A 15,420-nucleotide genomic window follows, 5' to 3' on the forward strand; every position below is an offset into this window, starting at 1 on the left:
CTGGGCGCGGACCCGGAGCACTACGCGGCGGCCGGCGACGACGAGACTCCCGGCGACGTCCCGGACCCCGTCCCCCGGCCCCGCCCCCGGGCCCCCCCCCCCCCCCCGCCCCCCCCCGCCCCCCCCCCCCCCCCCCCCCCCCCCCCCCCCCCCCGGGGGGGCGGCCCCCCCCCCCCCCCCCCCCCCCCGCCCCCTCCCCCTCGTCGGCGTCTGCCAGGGAAATCCATCGCCATGTTCCGTTTCCTCATCCGCCGGGCAATCGGCGCACTGGTCATCCTGCTGATCATCAGTGCCATCACCTTCGTCCTCTTCTACGTCGCGCCCCGCGACCCAGCTCGTGTGGCCTGCGGCAAGGTGTGCACGCCGGAGACACTGGCGCTGGTCAAACGCAACCTCGGCATCTCCGACCCGCTGCCCGTGCAGTACTGGCACTGGCTCCAGGCCGTGTTCGTCGGCCGGGACTACACGTCCTTCGGGCACTGCCCCGCGCCGTGCCTGGGCTACTCCTTCCACAACCGTGAGCCGGTCCTCGGCACCATCCTGGACCGCTTCCCGACGACGCTCTCCCTCTCCCTCGGAAGCGCGGTCGTCTTCGTGGTCTTCGGCGTCGGCACCGGCATGCTGGCCGCGGTCAAGCAGGGGAAGGCGCTGGACAAGGTGGCGTCCTCGGCGTCCCTGATCGGCTCCTCCATGCAGATCTACATCGTCGGCGTCGTGGCCATGTACTACCTCGCCGACCAGTGGCACATCCTGAGCCGTCCCAAGGACGTCCCCTTCACCGAGGACCCGGCCGCCTGGTTCTCCGGGCTCCTGCTGCCCTGGCTGGTGCTGGCACTGATCTTCACCGCCAACTACACCCGCATGGCACGCTCCCAGCTCGTCGAGACTCTCAGCGAGGACTACGTCCGCACCGCTCGGGCCAAGGGCCTCTCCCGGCGGACGGTGTTCTTCAGATTCGCCTGGCGCGGGGCCATGGGACCGATCGTCACCATCTTCGGCCTCGACCTCGGGGTACTGTTCGGCGGCGCGATCATCACCGAGAAGACCTTCGGACTGCACGGCATCGGGGCTCTCTCCGTCAAAGCCGTGAGCGACAACGACCTGCCCCTGCTGCTCGGCGTCGTGCTGGTCGCGGCCGGGGCCATCGTCGTCTTCAACATCGTCGTCGATGCCGTGTACGCCCTCATCGACCCACGCGTCCGCCTCGCCTAGGGAGAGATCCAGTGAGCACCCCCTTCCTCTCCGTACGCGATCTGCGCGTGCACTTCTCCACCGAAGACGGCACGGTCAAGGCCGTCGACGGGCTGTCCTTCGACGTCGAGCGGGGCAAGACGCTCGGCATCGTCGGCGAGTCCGGCTCCGGCAAGTCCGTGACCAACCTGACCATCCTCGGCCTGCACCACCCCGACCACACCGAGATCGACGGCGAGATCCTGCTCGACGGGCAGGACCTCCTCACCGCCTCGGAACGGGAGCTGGAGCGCCTCCGCGGCAACAAGATGGCCATGATCTTCCAGGACGCGCTGGCCTCGCTCTCGCCGTACCACACCATCGGCAAGCAGATCGGTGAGACGTTCCGCAAGCACACCGGCGCGTCCAAACGCGAGGCGCGGGCACGGGCCGTGGAGATGCTCACCAAGGTGGGCATCCCGCAGCCCGATCTCCGGGTCGACGACTACCCGCACCAGTTCTCCGGCGGCATGCGCCAGCGCGCGATGATCGCCATGGCGCTGGTCTGCAACCCCGCCCTGCTGGTGGCGGACGAGCCGACGACGGCGCTGGACGTCACCGTGCAGGCCCAGATCATGGACCTGCTCAAGGACCTCCAGCAGGAGACCGGCACCTCGATCATCTTCATCACCCACGACCTCGGTGTCATCGCCGACATCGCGGACGACGTGCTGGTGATGTACGGCGGCCGGTGCGTGGAGCGCGGCACCAAGAAGGAGGTGCTGCGCTCACCCCAGCACCCGTACACCTGGGGCCTGCTGGGGTCCATGCCGACCCTCGAAGGGCCGGTGGACGTACCGCTGTCGCCGATTCCCGGATCGCCGCCCAGCCTGCTCAACCCGCCGACTGGCTGCTGCTTCCACCCCCGGTGCTCGTTCACCGAGCAGGTCGGCGGCAACCGGTGCGCGACTGAGCTGCCGCTGCTCGACCTGTCGGGCGGGCGCGGGGCCGCCTGCCACCTGAGCGCGGAGCAGCGCACCGAGTTCTTTGCCGACTTCGCCGGCGCGCGAACCAACTGACGTACAAGAGACGGGACTTCCCTACTATGAGCAGCACCGATCCCCTCCTTGACGTCTCCGGACTGACCAAGCATTTCCCGATCAAGGGCGGCTTCCCGATCCGGCGGACGATCGGCGCGGTCCAGGCCGTGGACGGGCTCGACTTCACGGTCGCCGAGGGCGAGAGTCTCGGCCTGGTCGGTGAGTCCGGCTGCGGCAAGTCGACGACGGGCCGGCTGATCACCCGGCTCCTGGAGCCGACCGCCGGCCGGATCTCCTACCGGGGGCAGGACATCAGCCACGCCTCCCGCAAGGAACTGGCGCCGGTCCGCTCCGAGATCCAGATGATCTTCCAGGACCCCTACGCCTCACTGAACCCGCGCCAGACCGTGGGCAAGATCATCGCCGCGCCGATGGAGATCAACGGCATCGCCCCGGCCGGCGGCCGGGAGATGCGCGTCCGGGAGCTCCTGGAGACCGTCGGGCTCAACCCGGAGCACTACAACCGCTTCCCGCACGAGTTCTCCGGCGGCCAGCGCCAGCGCATCGGGGTGGCCCGCGCACTCGCCCTGGAGCCGAAGCTCATCGTGGCCGACGAGCCGGTCTCGGCGCTGGACGTCTCGATCCAGGCCCAGGTGGTGAACCTGCTGCAGAAGCTGCAGAAGGAACTGGGCATCGCGTTCCTCTTCATCGCCCACGACCTGGCGATCGTGCGCCACTTCTCGCAGCGCGTCGCCGTCATGTACCTGGGCCGGATCGTGGAGATCGCCGACCGCGACGACCTGTACGGCAACCCGCGGCACCCGTACACCCGGGCGCTGCTCTCCGCCGTCCCCGAGGCCACCGCCGACGACGTGCCGGCCCGCGACCGCATCCGGCTGACGGGCGACGTGCCGTCGCCGGTCAACCCGCCGTCGGGCTGCCGCTTCCGCACCCGCTGCTGGAAGGCGACGGACAAGTGCGCGAGCGAGACGCCGCCGCTGGTCCGGATCGAGGGCAGCCGGGCAGGCCATCTGACGGCCTGCCACTACCCCGAGGAGCCGGGTACGGTCTCCGCCGTCCCGAAGGCCCGTACGGAGCCCGAGGCGCCGCGCCTGGACAAGACCCTCGGCAAGGTCCCCGGCAAGACCCTCGGCGACAGGACCGGCGAAGACCCCAAGGCCCTCGGCTGACACCCCTCGCCGTGGCCCCGGTGGAGCCCCGTGGACGACGTACCCGACCGGTCCGTCCGGCCACGGGGCTCCACCGGCCCAGGGAACCGAGCACGTCGGCCCATTGACCCGAGCCACCTGCGCGCCCGGTTTCCGGGAATACGGGAAAGGCGCCCGGAACCGATCGGTTCCGGGCGCCTTCTGCTGCCCTGGGTGCGGTGGGCGGACGGTTACGAGGCCGCCGCGCCGACCACGTCCTTCTCCTCCGCGAAGTGGCAGGCCGACTCGTGCGCGGCCGGCGTCGTGGAGGTCTTGAAGCGCTCGGGGATGGCCAGCAGCGGCATCTCCTCGGCGCACTTGGCCTCGGCCTTCCAGCAGCGGGTGCGGAAGCGGCAGCCCGACGGCGGGTTGGCCGGGGAGGGGACGTCCCCGGAGAGGATGATCCGCTCGCGGCCCTCACGGGCCTCCGGGTCCGGGACCGGAACCGCCGACAGCAGCGCCTGGGTGTAGGGGTGCGTCGGGTGGTCGTAGATCTGCGTGTCCGTACCGATCTCGGCCATCTTGCCGAGGTACATGACGCCGACCCGGTCGGAGATGTGCCGGACGATCGACAGGTCGTGCGCGATGAAGAGGTAGGACAGGTTGAACTCGTCCTGGAGCTTCGCCATCAGGTTGATGACCTGCGCCTGCACCGACACGTCGAGCGCGGAGACCGGCTCGTCGCAGATGATGATCTCCGGGTTGAGCGCGAGGCCGCGGGCGATGCCGATGCGCTGGCGCTGGCCGCCGGAGAACTGGTGCGGATAGCGGTTGATGTACTCCGGGTTGAGACCGACGACGTCCAGGAGCTCCTGGACCTTGCGCCGGCGGTCGCCCTTGGGAGCCACCTCGGGGTGGATCTCGTACGGCTCCCCGATGATGTCGCCCACCGTCATACGGGGGTTCAGCGAGGTGTACGGGTCCTGGAACACCATCTGGATGTTGCGGCGCACGGCCTTCAGCGCACGGCCGGACAGCTTGGTGATGTCCTGGCCCTTGTAGAAGACCTCGCCCGCGGTGGCCTGCTCCAGCGTCATCAGGAGCTTGGCGACGGTGGACTTGCCACAGCCGGACTCGCCCACGATGCCGAGCGTCTCGCCCGCGTAGAGATCGAACGAGATCCCGTCCACGGCCTTGACGGCCCCGACCTGCTTCTTGAACAGGATGCCCTGGGTCAGCGGGAAGTGCTTGACCAGGTTGCGGACCTGGAGGATCGGCTCGCCCTGCGACACGGGTGCGTCGATGGCGGCTACGGCCTGAGCCTCGGTGGCCGCGTCGGCCGTCTCGACGTCGGAGACGTTGGGGGTGGCGTCCACGGGCTCCTTGTTGATGTCAGCCATGGATCGTCTCCTTCCAGAAGTGGCAGGCGCTGCCGCGTCCGACCAGCTCGGCGCCGTCCTGCTCGGTCACCGGGCGCAGGGCCGGGATGTCCGTACGGCAGATGTCCTGCGCCATGGTGCAACGCGGGTTGAAGGCACAGCCCGACGGCACGTGGAGCAGGTTGGGCGGCAGGCCCTTGATCGCGAAGAGCTCCTGGCCCTTCTGGTCAAGGCGCGGGATCGATTCGAGCAGCCCCTTGGTGTAGGGGTGCGCCGGCCGCTTGTAGATCTCGTGGACCGGGGCGGTCTCGACGATCCGGCCCGCGTACATCACGGCGATCTTGTCCGCGACGTCGGCGACGACGCCGAGGTCGTGGGTGATCAGGATCAGGCCCATGTTGTACTCGCGCTGGAGCTCCGCGAGCAGGTCCATGACCTGGGCCTGCACCGTCACGTCGAGCGCGGTGGTCGGCTCGTCCGCGATGATCAGGTCCGGTTCCAGGGCCAGCGCCATGGCGATCATGATGCGCTGGCGCATGCCGCCGGAGAACTGGTGCGGATAGTCCGAGACCCGGGCCGCCGCGGCCGGGATCTTGACCTGGTCCATCAGCTCGATGGCCTTGGCCTTGGCTTCCTTCTTGGACAGTCCCTGGTGGACCCGGAACATCTCGCCGAGCTGGTAGCCGACGGAGAGGACCGGGTTCAGCGAGGAGAGCGCGTCCTGGAAGATCATCGCGATCTTCTGGCCGCGGATCTTGCGGCGCTCCTCGTAGGACATCTTCAGCATGTCCTGGCCGCGGAAGAGGATCTCGCCCTGCGGGATCTTCCCCGGCGGCATGTCGAGGATGCCCATGATGGCCTGGGCCGTCACGGACTTGCCGGAGCCCGACTCACCGAGAACGGCGAGCGTCTCACCGGCGTTCACGCTGTAGTTGACACCGTTGACGGCCTTGGCCACGCCGTCCCGGGTGTGGAACTCCACGTGGAGGTCACGGACGTCGAGCAGCGGGCCGACGTGGTCGTCACCCGAGCGCGGGGACGGGACTTCGGCGGTCTTGTCGATGGTGGTCACGTTCACCCTCCTTATCGCGACTTGGGATCGAGGGCGTTACGGACGGCTTCGCCGAGCATGATGAACGCCAGAACGGTGATGCTGAGCATGATCGACGGGTACAGCAGGATGTGCTGCGCGGTGCGGATCTGGCTCGCTCCACCGGAGATGTCGATGCCCCAGGAGATGGTCGGGTCGGCGAGACCGAGACCGAGGTAGGACAGCGTCGCCTCGGCCGAGATGTAGACGCCGAGCGAGATGGTGGCGACCACGATCACGGGGGCCATGGCGTTGGGCAGGATGTGCCGGAAGAGAATCCGGCCGGTACCCGCGCCGAGCGCCCTGGCGGCCTGCACGTAGTCCGACTGCTTGATGACGATCACCGCACCACGCATGACACGCGCGATCTGGGTCCAGCCGAGGAAGGCCAGCGCGAAGATCACGACCATGACGCTGCGCTCGGAGAAGGCCTGCAGGACGACCATGGCGCCGAGCAGGAACGGGATTCCGAGGAAGACGTTGGTGAAGAAGCCGGAGAGCAGCGCGTCCACCCAGCCGCCGAAGTAACCGGCGAGCATGCCGACCAGTCCGCCGACGATCGTCACGGCGACGGTGACGCAGACGCCGACGGTTATCGAGGCGCGGGTGCCGTAGATGACACGGGCGTAGACGCTGTGGCCCTGGCCGTCGTAACCGAGCCAGCCGGGCGAACCGATCTTGCTCAGTTCCGGCTTGCCCAGGTAGTGGTGGACCAGGTCCGCGGAGGACGGCGAGGCACTCGTGAACAGGCTGGGGAATACGGCCATCACCAGCAGGATCACGATGAGTACGGAGGAGATGATGAAGTACCAGTTGGAGCGCAGGTCCCGCCAGGCGTCGCCCCACAGGCTGCGGGCCTTCTCGGCCTTCACTACCGCCGACGGGTCCGCGATGGGCGCCTTGGCGTCCTCGGGCGCGGGAGCGGTCTTGGTCACGTCAGGCATAACGGATCCTCGGGTCCAGGACCGCGTACAGCAGGTCGACGATGAGGCTCATGCAGAGATAGACGAGCACCAGGATGGTGACGAGGCCGACGAGCGTCGTGCCTTCGCGCTTGACGATCGACTCGTAGATCGTGCCGCCGATGCCCTTCACGTTGAACAGGCCCTCGGTGACGACCGCGCCGCCCATCAGGGCGCCCAGGTCGGTGCCGAGGAAGGTGATCACGGGAATCAGCGAGTTGCGCATCAGGTGCACACCGACGATGCGCCGCTTGGGAAGTCCCTTGGCGATGGCGGTGCGCATGTAGTCCGAGCGCAGGTTCTCGGCCATCGTCGTACGCGTGAGCCGCGCGACGTAGGCGAGTGAGAGTGACCCCAGCACGATGGCAGGCGCCAGTAGTTCGCTCCATTTGGCGTCACCGGACACGTTCGGGTCTATCCAGCCCAGCTGGAAGGCGAACACCGTCTTGATGATGAAACCGAGGACGAACACCGGGATCGAGATGATCAGCAGGGTGAAGACCAGGATCACGTTGTCGGTGAGCCGGCCGGCGCGCAGGCCGGCGATCGTCCCTAGGCTGATGCCCACGACGATCTCGATGGCGAACGCCATGCCGGCCAGCCGGAGGGTGACGGGGAACGCGTCGCCGAGGACGTCCGTGACGGGACGCCCGCTGGCTACCTGATCGCCGAAATCGAAATGCAGGACGATGCCTGTCATGTAATTCCAGTACTGCTGCAGAATCGGCAGATCAAGGCCCTTTTCATGGCGAATTCTCGCCAGTGTGGCCGGATCGACTCCCTTGTCCCCGAAGAGCCCGCGCACGGGGTCGCCGGGCAGCGTGTAGACCATCAGGAAGATCAGCAGCGTTGTCCCGAGGAAGACCGGGATCATCTGGAGCAGTCGTCGTGCGACATAGCGCCCCATCATGCCTCCATGTAATAGGCGGCGGCAGCCGACGGGCCCTCCCCCGCCCCGACTTCCCCTGTGGGGTCGTCGGTCGCGCGGAAGGGCCCCCCGGCCACTGCGTGCGGGCAGGCGCGGACCGGTCCTTCAGTGCCGGTCCCGCGCGTGCGCGCGGACTACGTCGGTGTGGTTACTTCTTGACTTCGATCTGGGTCAGGATCGGGTCGCCGTCCTGCGCGTAATCGACGTTCTGGACCTTCTCCGAGTAACCGGCGTTGACCTTGTAGTACCAGAGCGGGATGGAGGGCATGAAGTTCACCAGCTCCTTCTCGATCTTCTGGTAGGCCGCGACCGAGTCGTCGAGGGAAGCGGCGGAGTCGGCCTTCTTGATCTCCGCGTCAAGGCCCTTGTCCGAGAAGTCACCCTGGTTACCGGCTGCGCCGGTACGGAACAGGTCCGAGATGAAGTTCGCGTTCACCGGGTAGTCGAGCACCCAGCCGGAGCGGTACAGGGACTTGACCTGCTTGTCGTCACGCGCGTTCGTGTCGGCCTGGAAGTCGGCCTTCGAGTCGGTGGTGCAGTTGACACCGGTGGACTGCTTGATGCTGTTGCAGACCGCCTCGACCCATTCCTTGTGGCCGCCGTCGGCGTTGAACTGGATCGAGATCTTGTTGCCCGGGACGCCGCCGCCGTCCTTGATGAGCTTCTTGGCCTTCGCCGGGTCGTACTTGGTGACGTCGCCCGCGGCGTCCTTCTGGAAGCCGAGAACACCCTGAGCGACCCAGCCCGTGGCCGGCTCACGCGTGCCCTGGAGCACGGTCTTGGTGATCGTGTCGCGGTCGATGCCCATCGACAGGCCCTGGAGGACCTTCGGGTCGATGTCCTTGAACTGCTTGGTGTAGAACGCGACGGCGATCGTCTGGATGGCCGAGTACGGCTTGTCCACCGCGCGGTCACCGAGGTCCGCCCGGTAGACCGGGAGGTCCTTCGGGCCGATCTGACGCAGAACGTCGACGTTGCCCGACTTCAGGTCCTCGTAGGCGGTCTCGAGGGTGGTGTAGTTCTTGAAGACCACGCCACCGTTCTTCGCCTTGTCAGCACCCTTGTAGTCGTCGTTGCGGACGACCTTGATCTGCTTCTTGTGGTCCCAGCTGACGAACTTGTACGCGCCGTTGCCGACCGGCTTCTCGCCGGCGGCCTTCGGGTCCGCGTAGAAGGACTCGGGGAGCGGGGAGAAGACGGTGTAGCCGAGCTTGTACGAGAAGTACGGCAGCGCCGAGTTCAGCTCGATGGTGAACGTGTAGTCGTCCACCTTCTTCAGACCGGACATCACGTCCGACTTCGGCTTGGCCTTGGCGTCCTCGGGGTGGACGTCGGAGAAGCCCTTGATGTCGCCGAACCAGGACGCGTTGGTCTGGTTGTTATTGATGTTGGCGGCCCAGTTCCAGGCCTTGATGTACGACTCCGCCGTGACCGGGGTCCCGTCGTGGAACTTCCAGTCCTTCTTGAGCTTGACCGTCCAGAGCTTGCTGTCCTTGGTGTCGACAGACTCGGCGTTGATCATCTCAAGCTTGCCGGCCGGGTCGTAGTCGACCAGCTGCGAGAAGATCGAGTCGGTGACGATGCTGCCGTTCGACTCCATCGTGTTGGCCGGCTGCAGCGGGTTCTGCGGCTCACCGACCTCGACGGAGAAGATGCCATCGGCGTTGACGGCGCCCTTGTCGCCACCCTTGCCCTTGTCGGCGTCGTCGTTACCGCCGCCACAAGCGGTCGCAGCCAGGGCGATGATGGCCGCTCCCGCGACCCACTTGGCGCTCTTGGCACCACGCATGGGTTCCTCCTCATGAGTCCACTTTTGACTACAAGAAGGGCACTGGATTGATACACCGACACCCCTGACGGTGATCGTTTCAGTGCCCTGAGTGTGCTCGTGAGTCGGCACTCCCCACAGTGCGTGACCCATTGACCCGAGCTCAATGGAGCCAACTATTAAGTACGACTGGGCTGTAAACCACACTTAAAGGGTCTCGGTTTGACAACATCCCCTGGCCGCTCGGATCAAAATACGGACAAAATGACCCCAGACAGACACACCCGAAACGGACTGTTAACACATGTTCCGGAGAGCGACGCCCGATATCCGGACGCATGGTCCACAAAATCGGGTTGACCTGTCGGGGCCCGGCACCCCGTCCGGCACCCGGCGAATCACGGAGTGCCGGCGCGGCCGGCCCGCCGCCGTAAGCGGACTGCGGGCCACCGGTTGCGGACGGCCCAAGCCTAACCAATACGCGGGCGCACATGGCTTGTTCGGGCCTCTCGCGGCACGGCACAGCGGTCACGGCAAAGGGGCCCGGCACCGCGTGGTGAGCGGTGCCGGGCCCCTTCAGCCGTGTCCTGCGGCCGTGTCCGGCGGATCGCCGGACGGGCGGCGGATCAGCGCTTGGCGCGCGAGGCCGAGCGGCCGCGCTCCTTCTGGTCCAGGACGACCTTGCGGATACGCACGGTCTCCGGGGTCACCTCGATGCACTCGTCGTCGCGGCAGAACTCCAGCGACTGCTCGAGCGACAGCTTGCGGGCGGGCACCACGTTCTCCGTGGTGTCCGCGGAAGCCGCACGCATGTTGGTGAGCTTCTTCTCCTTGGTGATGTTCACGTCCATGTCGTCGGCGCGCGAGTTCTCACCGATGATCATGCCCTCGTAGACCTCCGTGGTGGCCTCGGTGAAGATGACACCGCGCTCCTGGAGGTTGACCATCGCGAACGGCGTCACGACGCCCGCGCGGTCCGCGACGAGCGAACCGTTGTGACGGGTGCGCAGATCGCCGAACCACGGCTCGTGGCCCTCGAAGAGGGAGTGCGCGATGCCGGTGCCGCGGGTCTGGGTGAGGAACTCCGTACGGAAGCCGATGAGGCCGCGGGACGGGACGATCCACTCCATGCGGACCCAGCCCGAACCGTGGTTCGTCATCGTCTCCATGCGGCCCTTGCGGGTCGCCATGAGCTGCGTGATGGCGCCGAGGTGCTCCTCGGGCGAGTCGATCGTCATGCGCTCGATGGGCTCGTGCGTCTTGCCGTCGACCTGCTTGGTGACCACCTGCGGCTTGCCGACGGTGAGCTCGAAGCCCTCCCGGCGCATGGTCTCGATCAGGATGGCGAGGGCGAGCTCACCACGGCCCTGGACTTCCCAGGCGTCGGGACGCTCGGTGTCCAGCACGCGGAGCGAGACGTTACCGACCAGCTCGCGGTCCAGACGGTCCTTGATCTGGCGGGCGGTGACCTTGTGGCCCTTGCCGCCCTTGCCGACCAGCGGCGAGGTGTTGGCGCCGATGGTCATCGAGATGGCCGGCTCGTCGACCGTGATCAGCGGCAGCGCGATCGGGTTCTCGGTGTCGGCCAGGGTCTCGCCGATCATGATGTCCGGGATACCGGCGATCGCGCAGATGTCGCCCGGACCGGCCTTCTCGGCGGGCTTGCGGGTGAGCGCCTCTGTCATCATCAGCTCGGTGATGCGGACGTTGGACTGCGTGCCGTCGCGCTTGATCCAGGTGACCGTCTGGCCCTTGCGCAGCTCGCCCTGCTCGACACGGCAGAGCGCGATACGGCCGAGGAAGTTGTCCGCGTCCAGGTTGGTGACGTGGGCCTGGAGGGGCGCGTCCTCGTCGTACTCCGGGGCCGGGACCGCGGAGAGGATCGTGCTGAAGAACGGCTCCAGGCTGTCGCTGTCCGGCGGGACGGTGCCGTCCTCCGGCTTGGTCAGCGAGGCGACGCCGTCACGGGCACAGGCGTAGACGATCGGGAACTCGATCTGGTCCTCGTCGGCGTCCAGGTCCAGGAAGAGGTCGTACGTCTCGTCGATGACCTCCGCGATCCGGGAGTCCGGGCGGTCCGTCTTGTTGATGCAGAGGATGACCGGCAGCTTGGCCGTCAGGGCCTTGCGGAGCACGAAGCGGGTCTGCGGGAGCGGACCCTCGGACGCGTCGACCAGCAGGACGACCGCGTCCACCATCGACAGGCCGCGCTCGACCTCACCACCGAAGTCGGCGTGGCCGGGGGTGTCGATGATGTTGATGGTGATGACGTCGCCGCCATCCTTGGGGTGGTACTTCACGGCCGTGTTCTTGGCCAGGATCGTGATGCCCTTCTCACGCTCCAGGTCGTTCGAGTCCATCATGCGTTCGTCGAGGTTCTCGGCGGCGTGCGCCGCGAAGGCGCCGGCCTGCCGGAGCATGCCGTCGACCAGCGTGGTCTTGCCGTGGTCGACGTGGGCGACGATGGCTACGTTACGGATGTCGTGGCGCGTGGGCATGGGTGGCTTGCGCTTCTCTCGGATCGGGGATTCAGGCGTCTTAGTCGGTCTTGAGTCCTCGTACGCCCAGCCGGGCGGACGCGCCACGGCTAGTCCCATGGTACGGGCCGGTCGCGCCTGCGGCTTCCCGGGCAAGTCTTACCGGCCACAGGACGGGCGCGCACCGCGCTGGAGAGCCCGCGTCCGCTTCGTGTTTCCGCCCCCGTGATCAGGTGTTCCGGCGGTTTTCACCGGTGGTCGTGAGCACGGTCTTCCGGGCGGACGCGGCATTCGGCGGCCTCGGAGGTGGGGCTCCGAAGCCGCCGTTCCGAGGGGGAGCTCGGAGTGCTGCCTGTGCGCCGCGGCCGTCGGGGTTGGGGCCCCGAGGACCGGAGGGCGGAGCGGCTACCCGGGTCAGCGGGTGCACACAGCCTTGCCCGCCGGCGGGCCGGCGGGCAAGGGAATTGAGCCAGTTCTGAGCTTTCGGCCCCGCGCTGACCTGCTATTTCCTGGGATCGGCGGGGGCGCCGGCCGCCTGCGGCTTCTTGAAGCCGATGTCCTGGTAGTGGGGCACTCCGAAGCCGAAGGCGCCGACGTTGAGCAGCTTCTTCTCGGTCGCGACGAGCTGCGGGCGCTGGTAGAGCGGAATCGATCCTGCGGCGGCCCAGATCCGGGCGTCGGCCTGCTTCATCAGCTTCGCGGCCGCGCTCTCGTCGAGCTCCCCGGCCGCCTGGTCGAAGAGCTGGTCGATGTGGTCCGAGCCGACGCGGGTGTAGTTCTGCTCGACGAGCAGCGAGCCGTCGGTGGCCGGCACCGGCTTGGCGAAGATCGGGCGGTCGTCGGTGGCCGGATAGGCGGTCGCGGGCCAGGAGTAGAGCGCCAGGTCGTAGTCACCGGAGGCGACGTGGTCCCGGAAGTAGCTGTCGTCGGAGACCTTGGTGATCTCGGTGCGGATCCCGATCGTGTCGAGCATCGCCGCGATCCTGTCCCCGACGCCGCGCAGCGACTCGGAGCCCGGTCCCGAGGGCAGGACGAACCTCAGGGACAGCGGCTTGCCGTTCTTGCCGAGCGGGCCCCGGGCGGCGTCGGGCGCCTGGGCGGGTGCCGCGGTGCCGACCGGTGCGTAGGCTCCGGCGGCCCCACCGGGCTGCCGGTCCTGGGCGGTGATCCTGGCCGGGGCGTCCTCGGAGGTGCCGGTCTCCCCCAGGTGTCCGGCCTGGCGCAGCAGTGCGACGCTCTGCACGGCGGCGGCGGGGGCCGGGGCGATGACGTGGGTGACCGCGCCCTCGGCCTCACCGGGCTTGCTGTCGTCGCCGACGATGTAGAGGCCGTCGTCCTTGGACGGCTCGCGGCCGGCGGCGTCGTCGGCCTTGCCGTCGTCCTTCTTCGCGTCGGCCGCCTTCTTCTCCGCCGCCTTCTTCTCGTCCGCGGCCTTCTTGTCCTCTGCCGCCTTCTTCTCCTCGGCCGTCTGTTTCTCGCCCTCGCTGCCCGCCTTGGTGCCGTCCGTCTTCTCGAGGGCGCCCTCCCGCGTCCAGCCCGCGTCGGCCAGCAGCGCCTGGGCCTCCTTGGTGTCCTGGCCTCCGAGCGCGCCGCTGCTGTCCTTGTACCCGGGCTGTCCGGCCAGGGCGAGGTGGCTGCCGAGCGGGGCCGCGGGCAGGCCGAGCGGTTTGAGCACGGTGTCGACGAGCTCCTGGCGGTCCAGGGCGCGGGCCACCGCCCGGCGTACCCGGTCGTCGGCGAGCGGTCCGGTCTCGCCGTTCAGGGCGAGCTGGGTATAGGCGGGCTCCAGGGACTTGCGGACCACGTAGCCGCGCAGGTCGTTCTGCTCGGCGGCGTACGCCTTGACCGCCCGGGTCCGCTCGTCCCTGGCCGCCTGTGCCTCGGCGGCCGCGTCCTCGTCGGAGCCGTGTGCCAGGGCCCAGGACCGCAGGGCCTCGGCCGGGGTGGTCCCGGCGCCGGGGCCGTGGGCGGGCGGCCCGCTGTTGCCGGCGTCCCGGGCGGCCTGGGCGATGCGGTGGGCCGCCGCCGCGTCGATGTCCGCGACGTCGACCTTGCCCTCGGTCAGGGCCTCGGCCCGGTCCTGCGGCTTGACCGCCTTGAAGACCAGGGAGTCGAGCTTGGCGGGGCTGCCCCACCAGCGCGGGTTCCGGGCCAGCGTGACGGAGCCCGACTCCTTGTCCACGTCACGCAGCCGGAACGGTCCCGCGGTCGCCTTGACCGTGGACCGCGCTCCGTCGTTGAAGGCGTCCGGGGAGCCCGTCACCTGCTTCGGGTACAGCGGCGAGAAGAGGGAGCGCCAGTCCGCGTACGGCTTGGCGAAGGTGACCTTGACCTCCAGGTCGTCGGCGCCGCGCTCGATCTTCTCGATGCGCTCGTAGCCGGCGTTGCGGGCGGTCCAGAACGCGGAGTCCTTACCGCTCAGGGCCCGCCACTGCGCGACGAAGTCCGGCGCCCCGATCTCCCGGCCGTCGCTCCAGACGGCCTGCTGGTTGAGCCGGTAGAGCACCACCTGCCGGGGCTCGTGTGCGACCACCTTCGCGGATTCCAGGTAGTCCGGGTTGAGCTGCGGCCGGCCCTTGGCGTCCAGCGGGAAGAGGGTCGGCAGGAGGGCGCCGGTGATCCGGGTCGTGGCGCTGTCGGCGTCCGCCTGGAAGGCGTTGAGGGTGGCGGGCATCGCGTCGATCGCCCAGTTGACCGTGCCACCGTCCGCGACCTGGGTGCGGGCCGCGGGCGCGACGTCCTGCGGGACGACGGAGGTGGTGGGCTCCTCCTTGCCGGAGCTGCAGCCGGCCAGCACGGGGATGGTGAGCACCCCGGTGGTGAGGAGCGCGAGCGAGCGGCGCTTTCGGGCTGCCCCGCGCGGGACGCCGACGTGGGACATGGCTGATACCTCCGGAGACGGCCCGGACCACCCGTAACCGAATGGACCGGATGATGCGGGTTTGGTGGCATTTGCAGTTGATCACACTGGTTCCGCCCATCCACTGAAAGCGCCCACGCGCGAGGGGCGCCGCAGACACGGCGGGGCCACGCCGAAGCTCACCCGTGCGGCGGAACCGGACACTGGCCGGAATCCGCCGTTCCAGCGACCTCCGGGCATCGACGGGCAAGCCGGGGCGGCCCGCTCCCTTCCCAAAGAGGATGTGACGCGCGACACTCGCATGCGCATGAGCATGGCCACCCGCAACTGCGGAAGTGAGATCAAGTCATGTCACTACAGGACGAGTTGACGGCAGTTCAGCACTGTCTCGATGACCTGGTCCGCACCGTCGGGCGGCTGGAGCGGAGCCTCGCGCAGCTGCGCGAGGCGGACTCCGCGCCGGATCCGCTCGCCCCGGACGGCCACGCCGACCCGGTCGACGGCGTCATCACGATCACCGAGGCGCCGTACGACACCACTCTGTGGACGGACTCGGACGACGAGGGTCTGGGCGTCCGCGGCAGGCACGCCCCCTAGG

General features: G+C 68.4%; 11 protein-coding genes. 4 read left to right on the forward strand and 7 right to left on the reverse strand.

Annotation, left to right across the window (positions count from 1 at the left end; genetic code table 11):
- Window positions 1-231: 231 nt before the first annotated feature.
- From ACGFU6_RS37275 to ACGFU6_RS37285, 3 genes are read left to right on the forward strand one after another with little or no spacing between them, the layout of a single operon-like run.
- On the forward strand, window positions 232-1,212 hold the full coding sequence (locus ACGFU6_RS37275) for an ABC transporter permease (protein ID WP_393617000.1): 981 nt from the start codon (window positions 232-234) through the stop codon (window positions 1,210-1,212).
- 11 nt (window positions 1,213-1,223) lie between these two features.
- Window positions 1,224-2,249: an ABC transporter ATP-binding protein gene (locus tag ACGFU6_RS37280; RefSeq protein WP_393617001.1), complete on the forward strand. Its 1,026-nt coding sequence runs from the start codon at window positions 1,224-1,226 to the stop codon at window positions 2,247-2,249.
- Between the two features lie 26 nt (window positions 2,250-2,275).
- Complete coding sequence (locus ACGFU6_RS37285; RefSeq protein ID WP_393617002.1) at window positions 2,276-3,400, forward strand: ABC transporter ATP-binding protein; 1,125 nt, start codon at window positions 2,276-2,278, stop codon at window positions 3,398-3,400.
- Window positions 3,401-3,609: 209 nt separating this feature from the next.
- Here ACGFU6_RS37285 and ACGFU6_RS37290 read toward each other — a convergent pair whose 3' ends face one another.
- The 7 genes from ACGFU6_RS37290 to ACGFU6_RS37320 form a co-directional block, all read right to left on the reverse strand.
- Window positions 3,610-4,758 carry an ABC transporter ATP-binding protein gene (locus ACGFU6_RS37290; protein WP_393617003.1) on the reverse strand — a complete coding sequence of 383 codons (1,149 nt, stop codon included), beginning with the start codon at window positions 4,756-4,758 and terminating at the stop codon, window positions 3,610-3,612.
- A complete protein-coding gene (locus ACGFU6_RS37295; RefSeq protein ID WP_393617004.1) occupies window positions 4,751-5,809 on the reverse strand; it encodes an ABC transporter ATP-binding protein in 1,059 nt (352 codons plus the stop codon). Before ACGFU6_RS37295 ends, ACGFU6_RS37290 begins: the two co-directional genes overlap by 8 nt.
- An 11-nt stretch (window positions 5,810-5,820) precedes the next feature.
- Window positions 5,821-6,771, reverse strand: a complete 951-nt coding sequence (locus tag ACGFU6_RS37300; protein WP_393617005.1) for an ABC transporter permease — start codon at window positions 6,769-6,771, stop codon at window positions 5,821-5,823.
- Window positions 6,764-7,696, reverse strand: a complete 933-nt coding sequence (locus ACGFU6_RS37305; RefSeq protein WP_393617033.1) for an ABC transporter permease — start codon at window positions 7,694-7,696, stop codon at window positions 6,764-6,766. The genes ACGFU6_RS37300 and ACGFU6_RS37305 overlap by 8 nt, the downstream gene beginning before the upstream one ends.
- A gap of 169 nt (window positions 7,697-7,865) precedes the next feature.
- A complete protein-coding gene (locus ACGFU6_RS37310) occupies window positions 7,866-9,506 on the reverse strand; it encodes an ABC transporter substrate-binding protein (RefSeq protein ID WP_393617006.1) in 1,641 nt (546 codons plus the stop codon).
- Between the two features lie 605 nt (window positions 9,507-10,111).
- Entirely contained in the window at window positions 10,112-11,983 is a 1,872-nt protein-coding gene (gene typA / locus ACGFU6_RS37315; RefSeq protein ID WP_393617007.1) for a translational GTPase TypA, read from the reverse strand.
- Window positions 11,984-12,464: 481 nt separating this feature from the next.
- On the reverse strand, window positions 12,465-14,843 hold the full coding sequence (locus tag ACGFU6_RS37320) for an ABC transporter family substrate-binding protein (RefSeq protein WP_393617008.1): 2,379 nt from the start codon (window positions 14,841-14,843) through the stop codon (window positions 12,465-12,467).
- Window positions 14,844-15,170: 327 nt separating this feature from the next.
- Between ACGFU6_RS37320 and ACGFU6_RS37325 the strand changes: the two genes are divergently transcribed.
- Window positions 15,171-15,419: a hypothetical protein gene (locus ACGFU6_RS37325; protein ID WP_123461427.1), complete on the forward strand. Its 249-nt coding sequence runs from the start codon at window positions 15,171-15,173 to the stop codon at window positions 15,417-15,419.
- Window position 15,420 lies beyond the last annotated feature (1 nt).

It is taken from the genome of Streptomyces sp. NPDC048462 (genome assembly GCF_043200175.1).
Taxonomy (GTDB): Bacteria; Actinomycetota; Actinomycetes; order Streptomycetales; family Streptomycetaceae; genus Streptomyces.

Bases quoted from the DNA above. Each gene is read 5' to 3' on its own strand.
- ACGFU6_RS37325 (WP_123461427.1), top strand. From the start codon at position 15,171: ATGTCACTACAGGACGAGTTGACGGCAGTTCAGCACTGTCTCGATGAC.
- ACGFU6_RS37310 (WP_393617006.1), bottom strand. From the start codon at position 9,506: ATGCGTGGTGCCAAGAGCGCCAAGTGGGTCGCGGGAGCGGCCATCATC.
- ACGFU6_RS37285 (WP_393617002.1), top strand. From the start codon at position 2,276: ATGAGCAGCACCGATCCCCTCCTTGACGTCTCCGGACTGACCAAGCAT.
- ACGFU6_RS37300 (WP_393617005.1), bottom strand. From the start codon at position 6,771: ATGCCTGACGTGACCAAGACCGCTCCCGCGCCCGAGGACGCCAAGGCG.
- ACGFU6_RS37305 (WP_393617033.1), bottom strand. From the start codon at position 7,696: ATGGGGCGCTATGTCGCACGACGACTGCTCCAGATGATCCCGGTCTTC.
- ACGFU6_RS37320 (WP_393617008.1), bottom strand. From the start codon at position 14,843: ATGTCCCACGTCGGCGTCCCGCGCGGGGCAGCCCGAAAGCGCCGCTCG.
- ACGFU6_RS37275 (WP_393617000.1), top strand. From the start codon at position 232: ATGTTCCGTTTCCTCATCCGCCGGGCAATCGGCGCACTGGTCATCCTG.
- typA (WP_393617007.1), bottom strand. From the start codon at position 11,983: ATGCCCACGCGCCACGACATCCGTAACGTAGCCATCGTCGCCCACGTC.
- ACGFU6_RS37290 (WP_393617003.1), bottom strand. From the start codon at position 4,758: ATGGCTGACATCAACAAGGAGCCCGTGGACGCCACCCCCAACGTCTCC.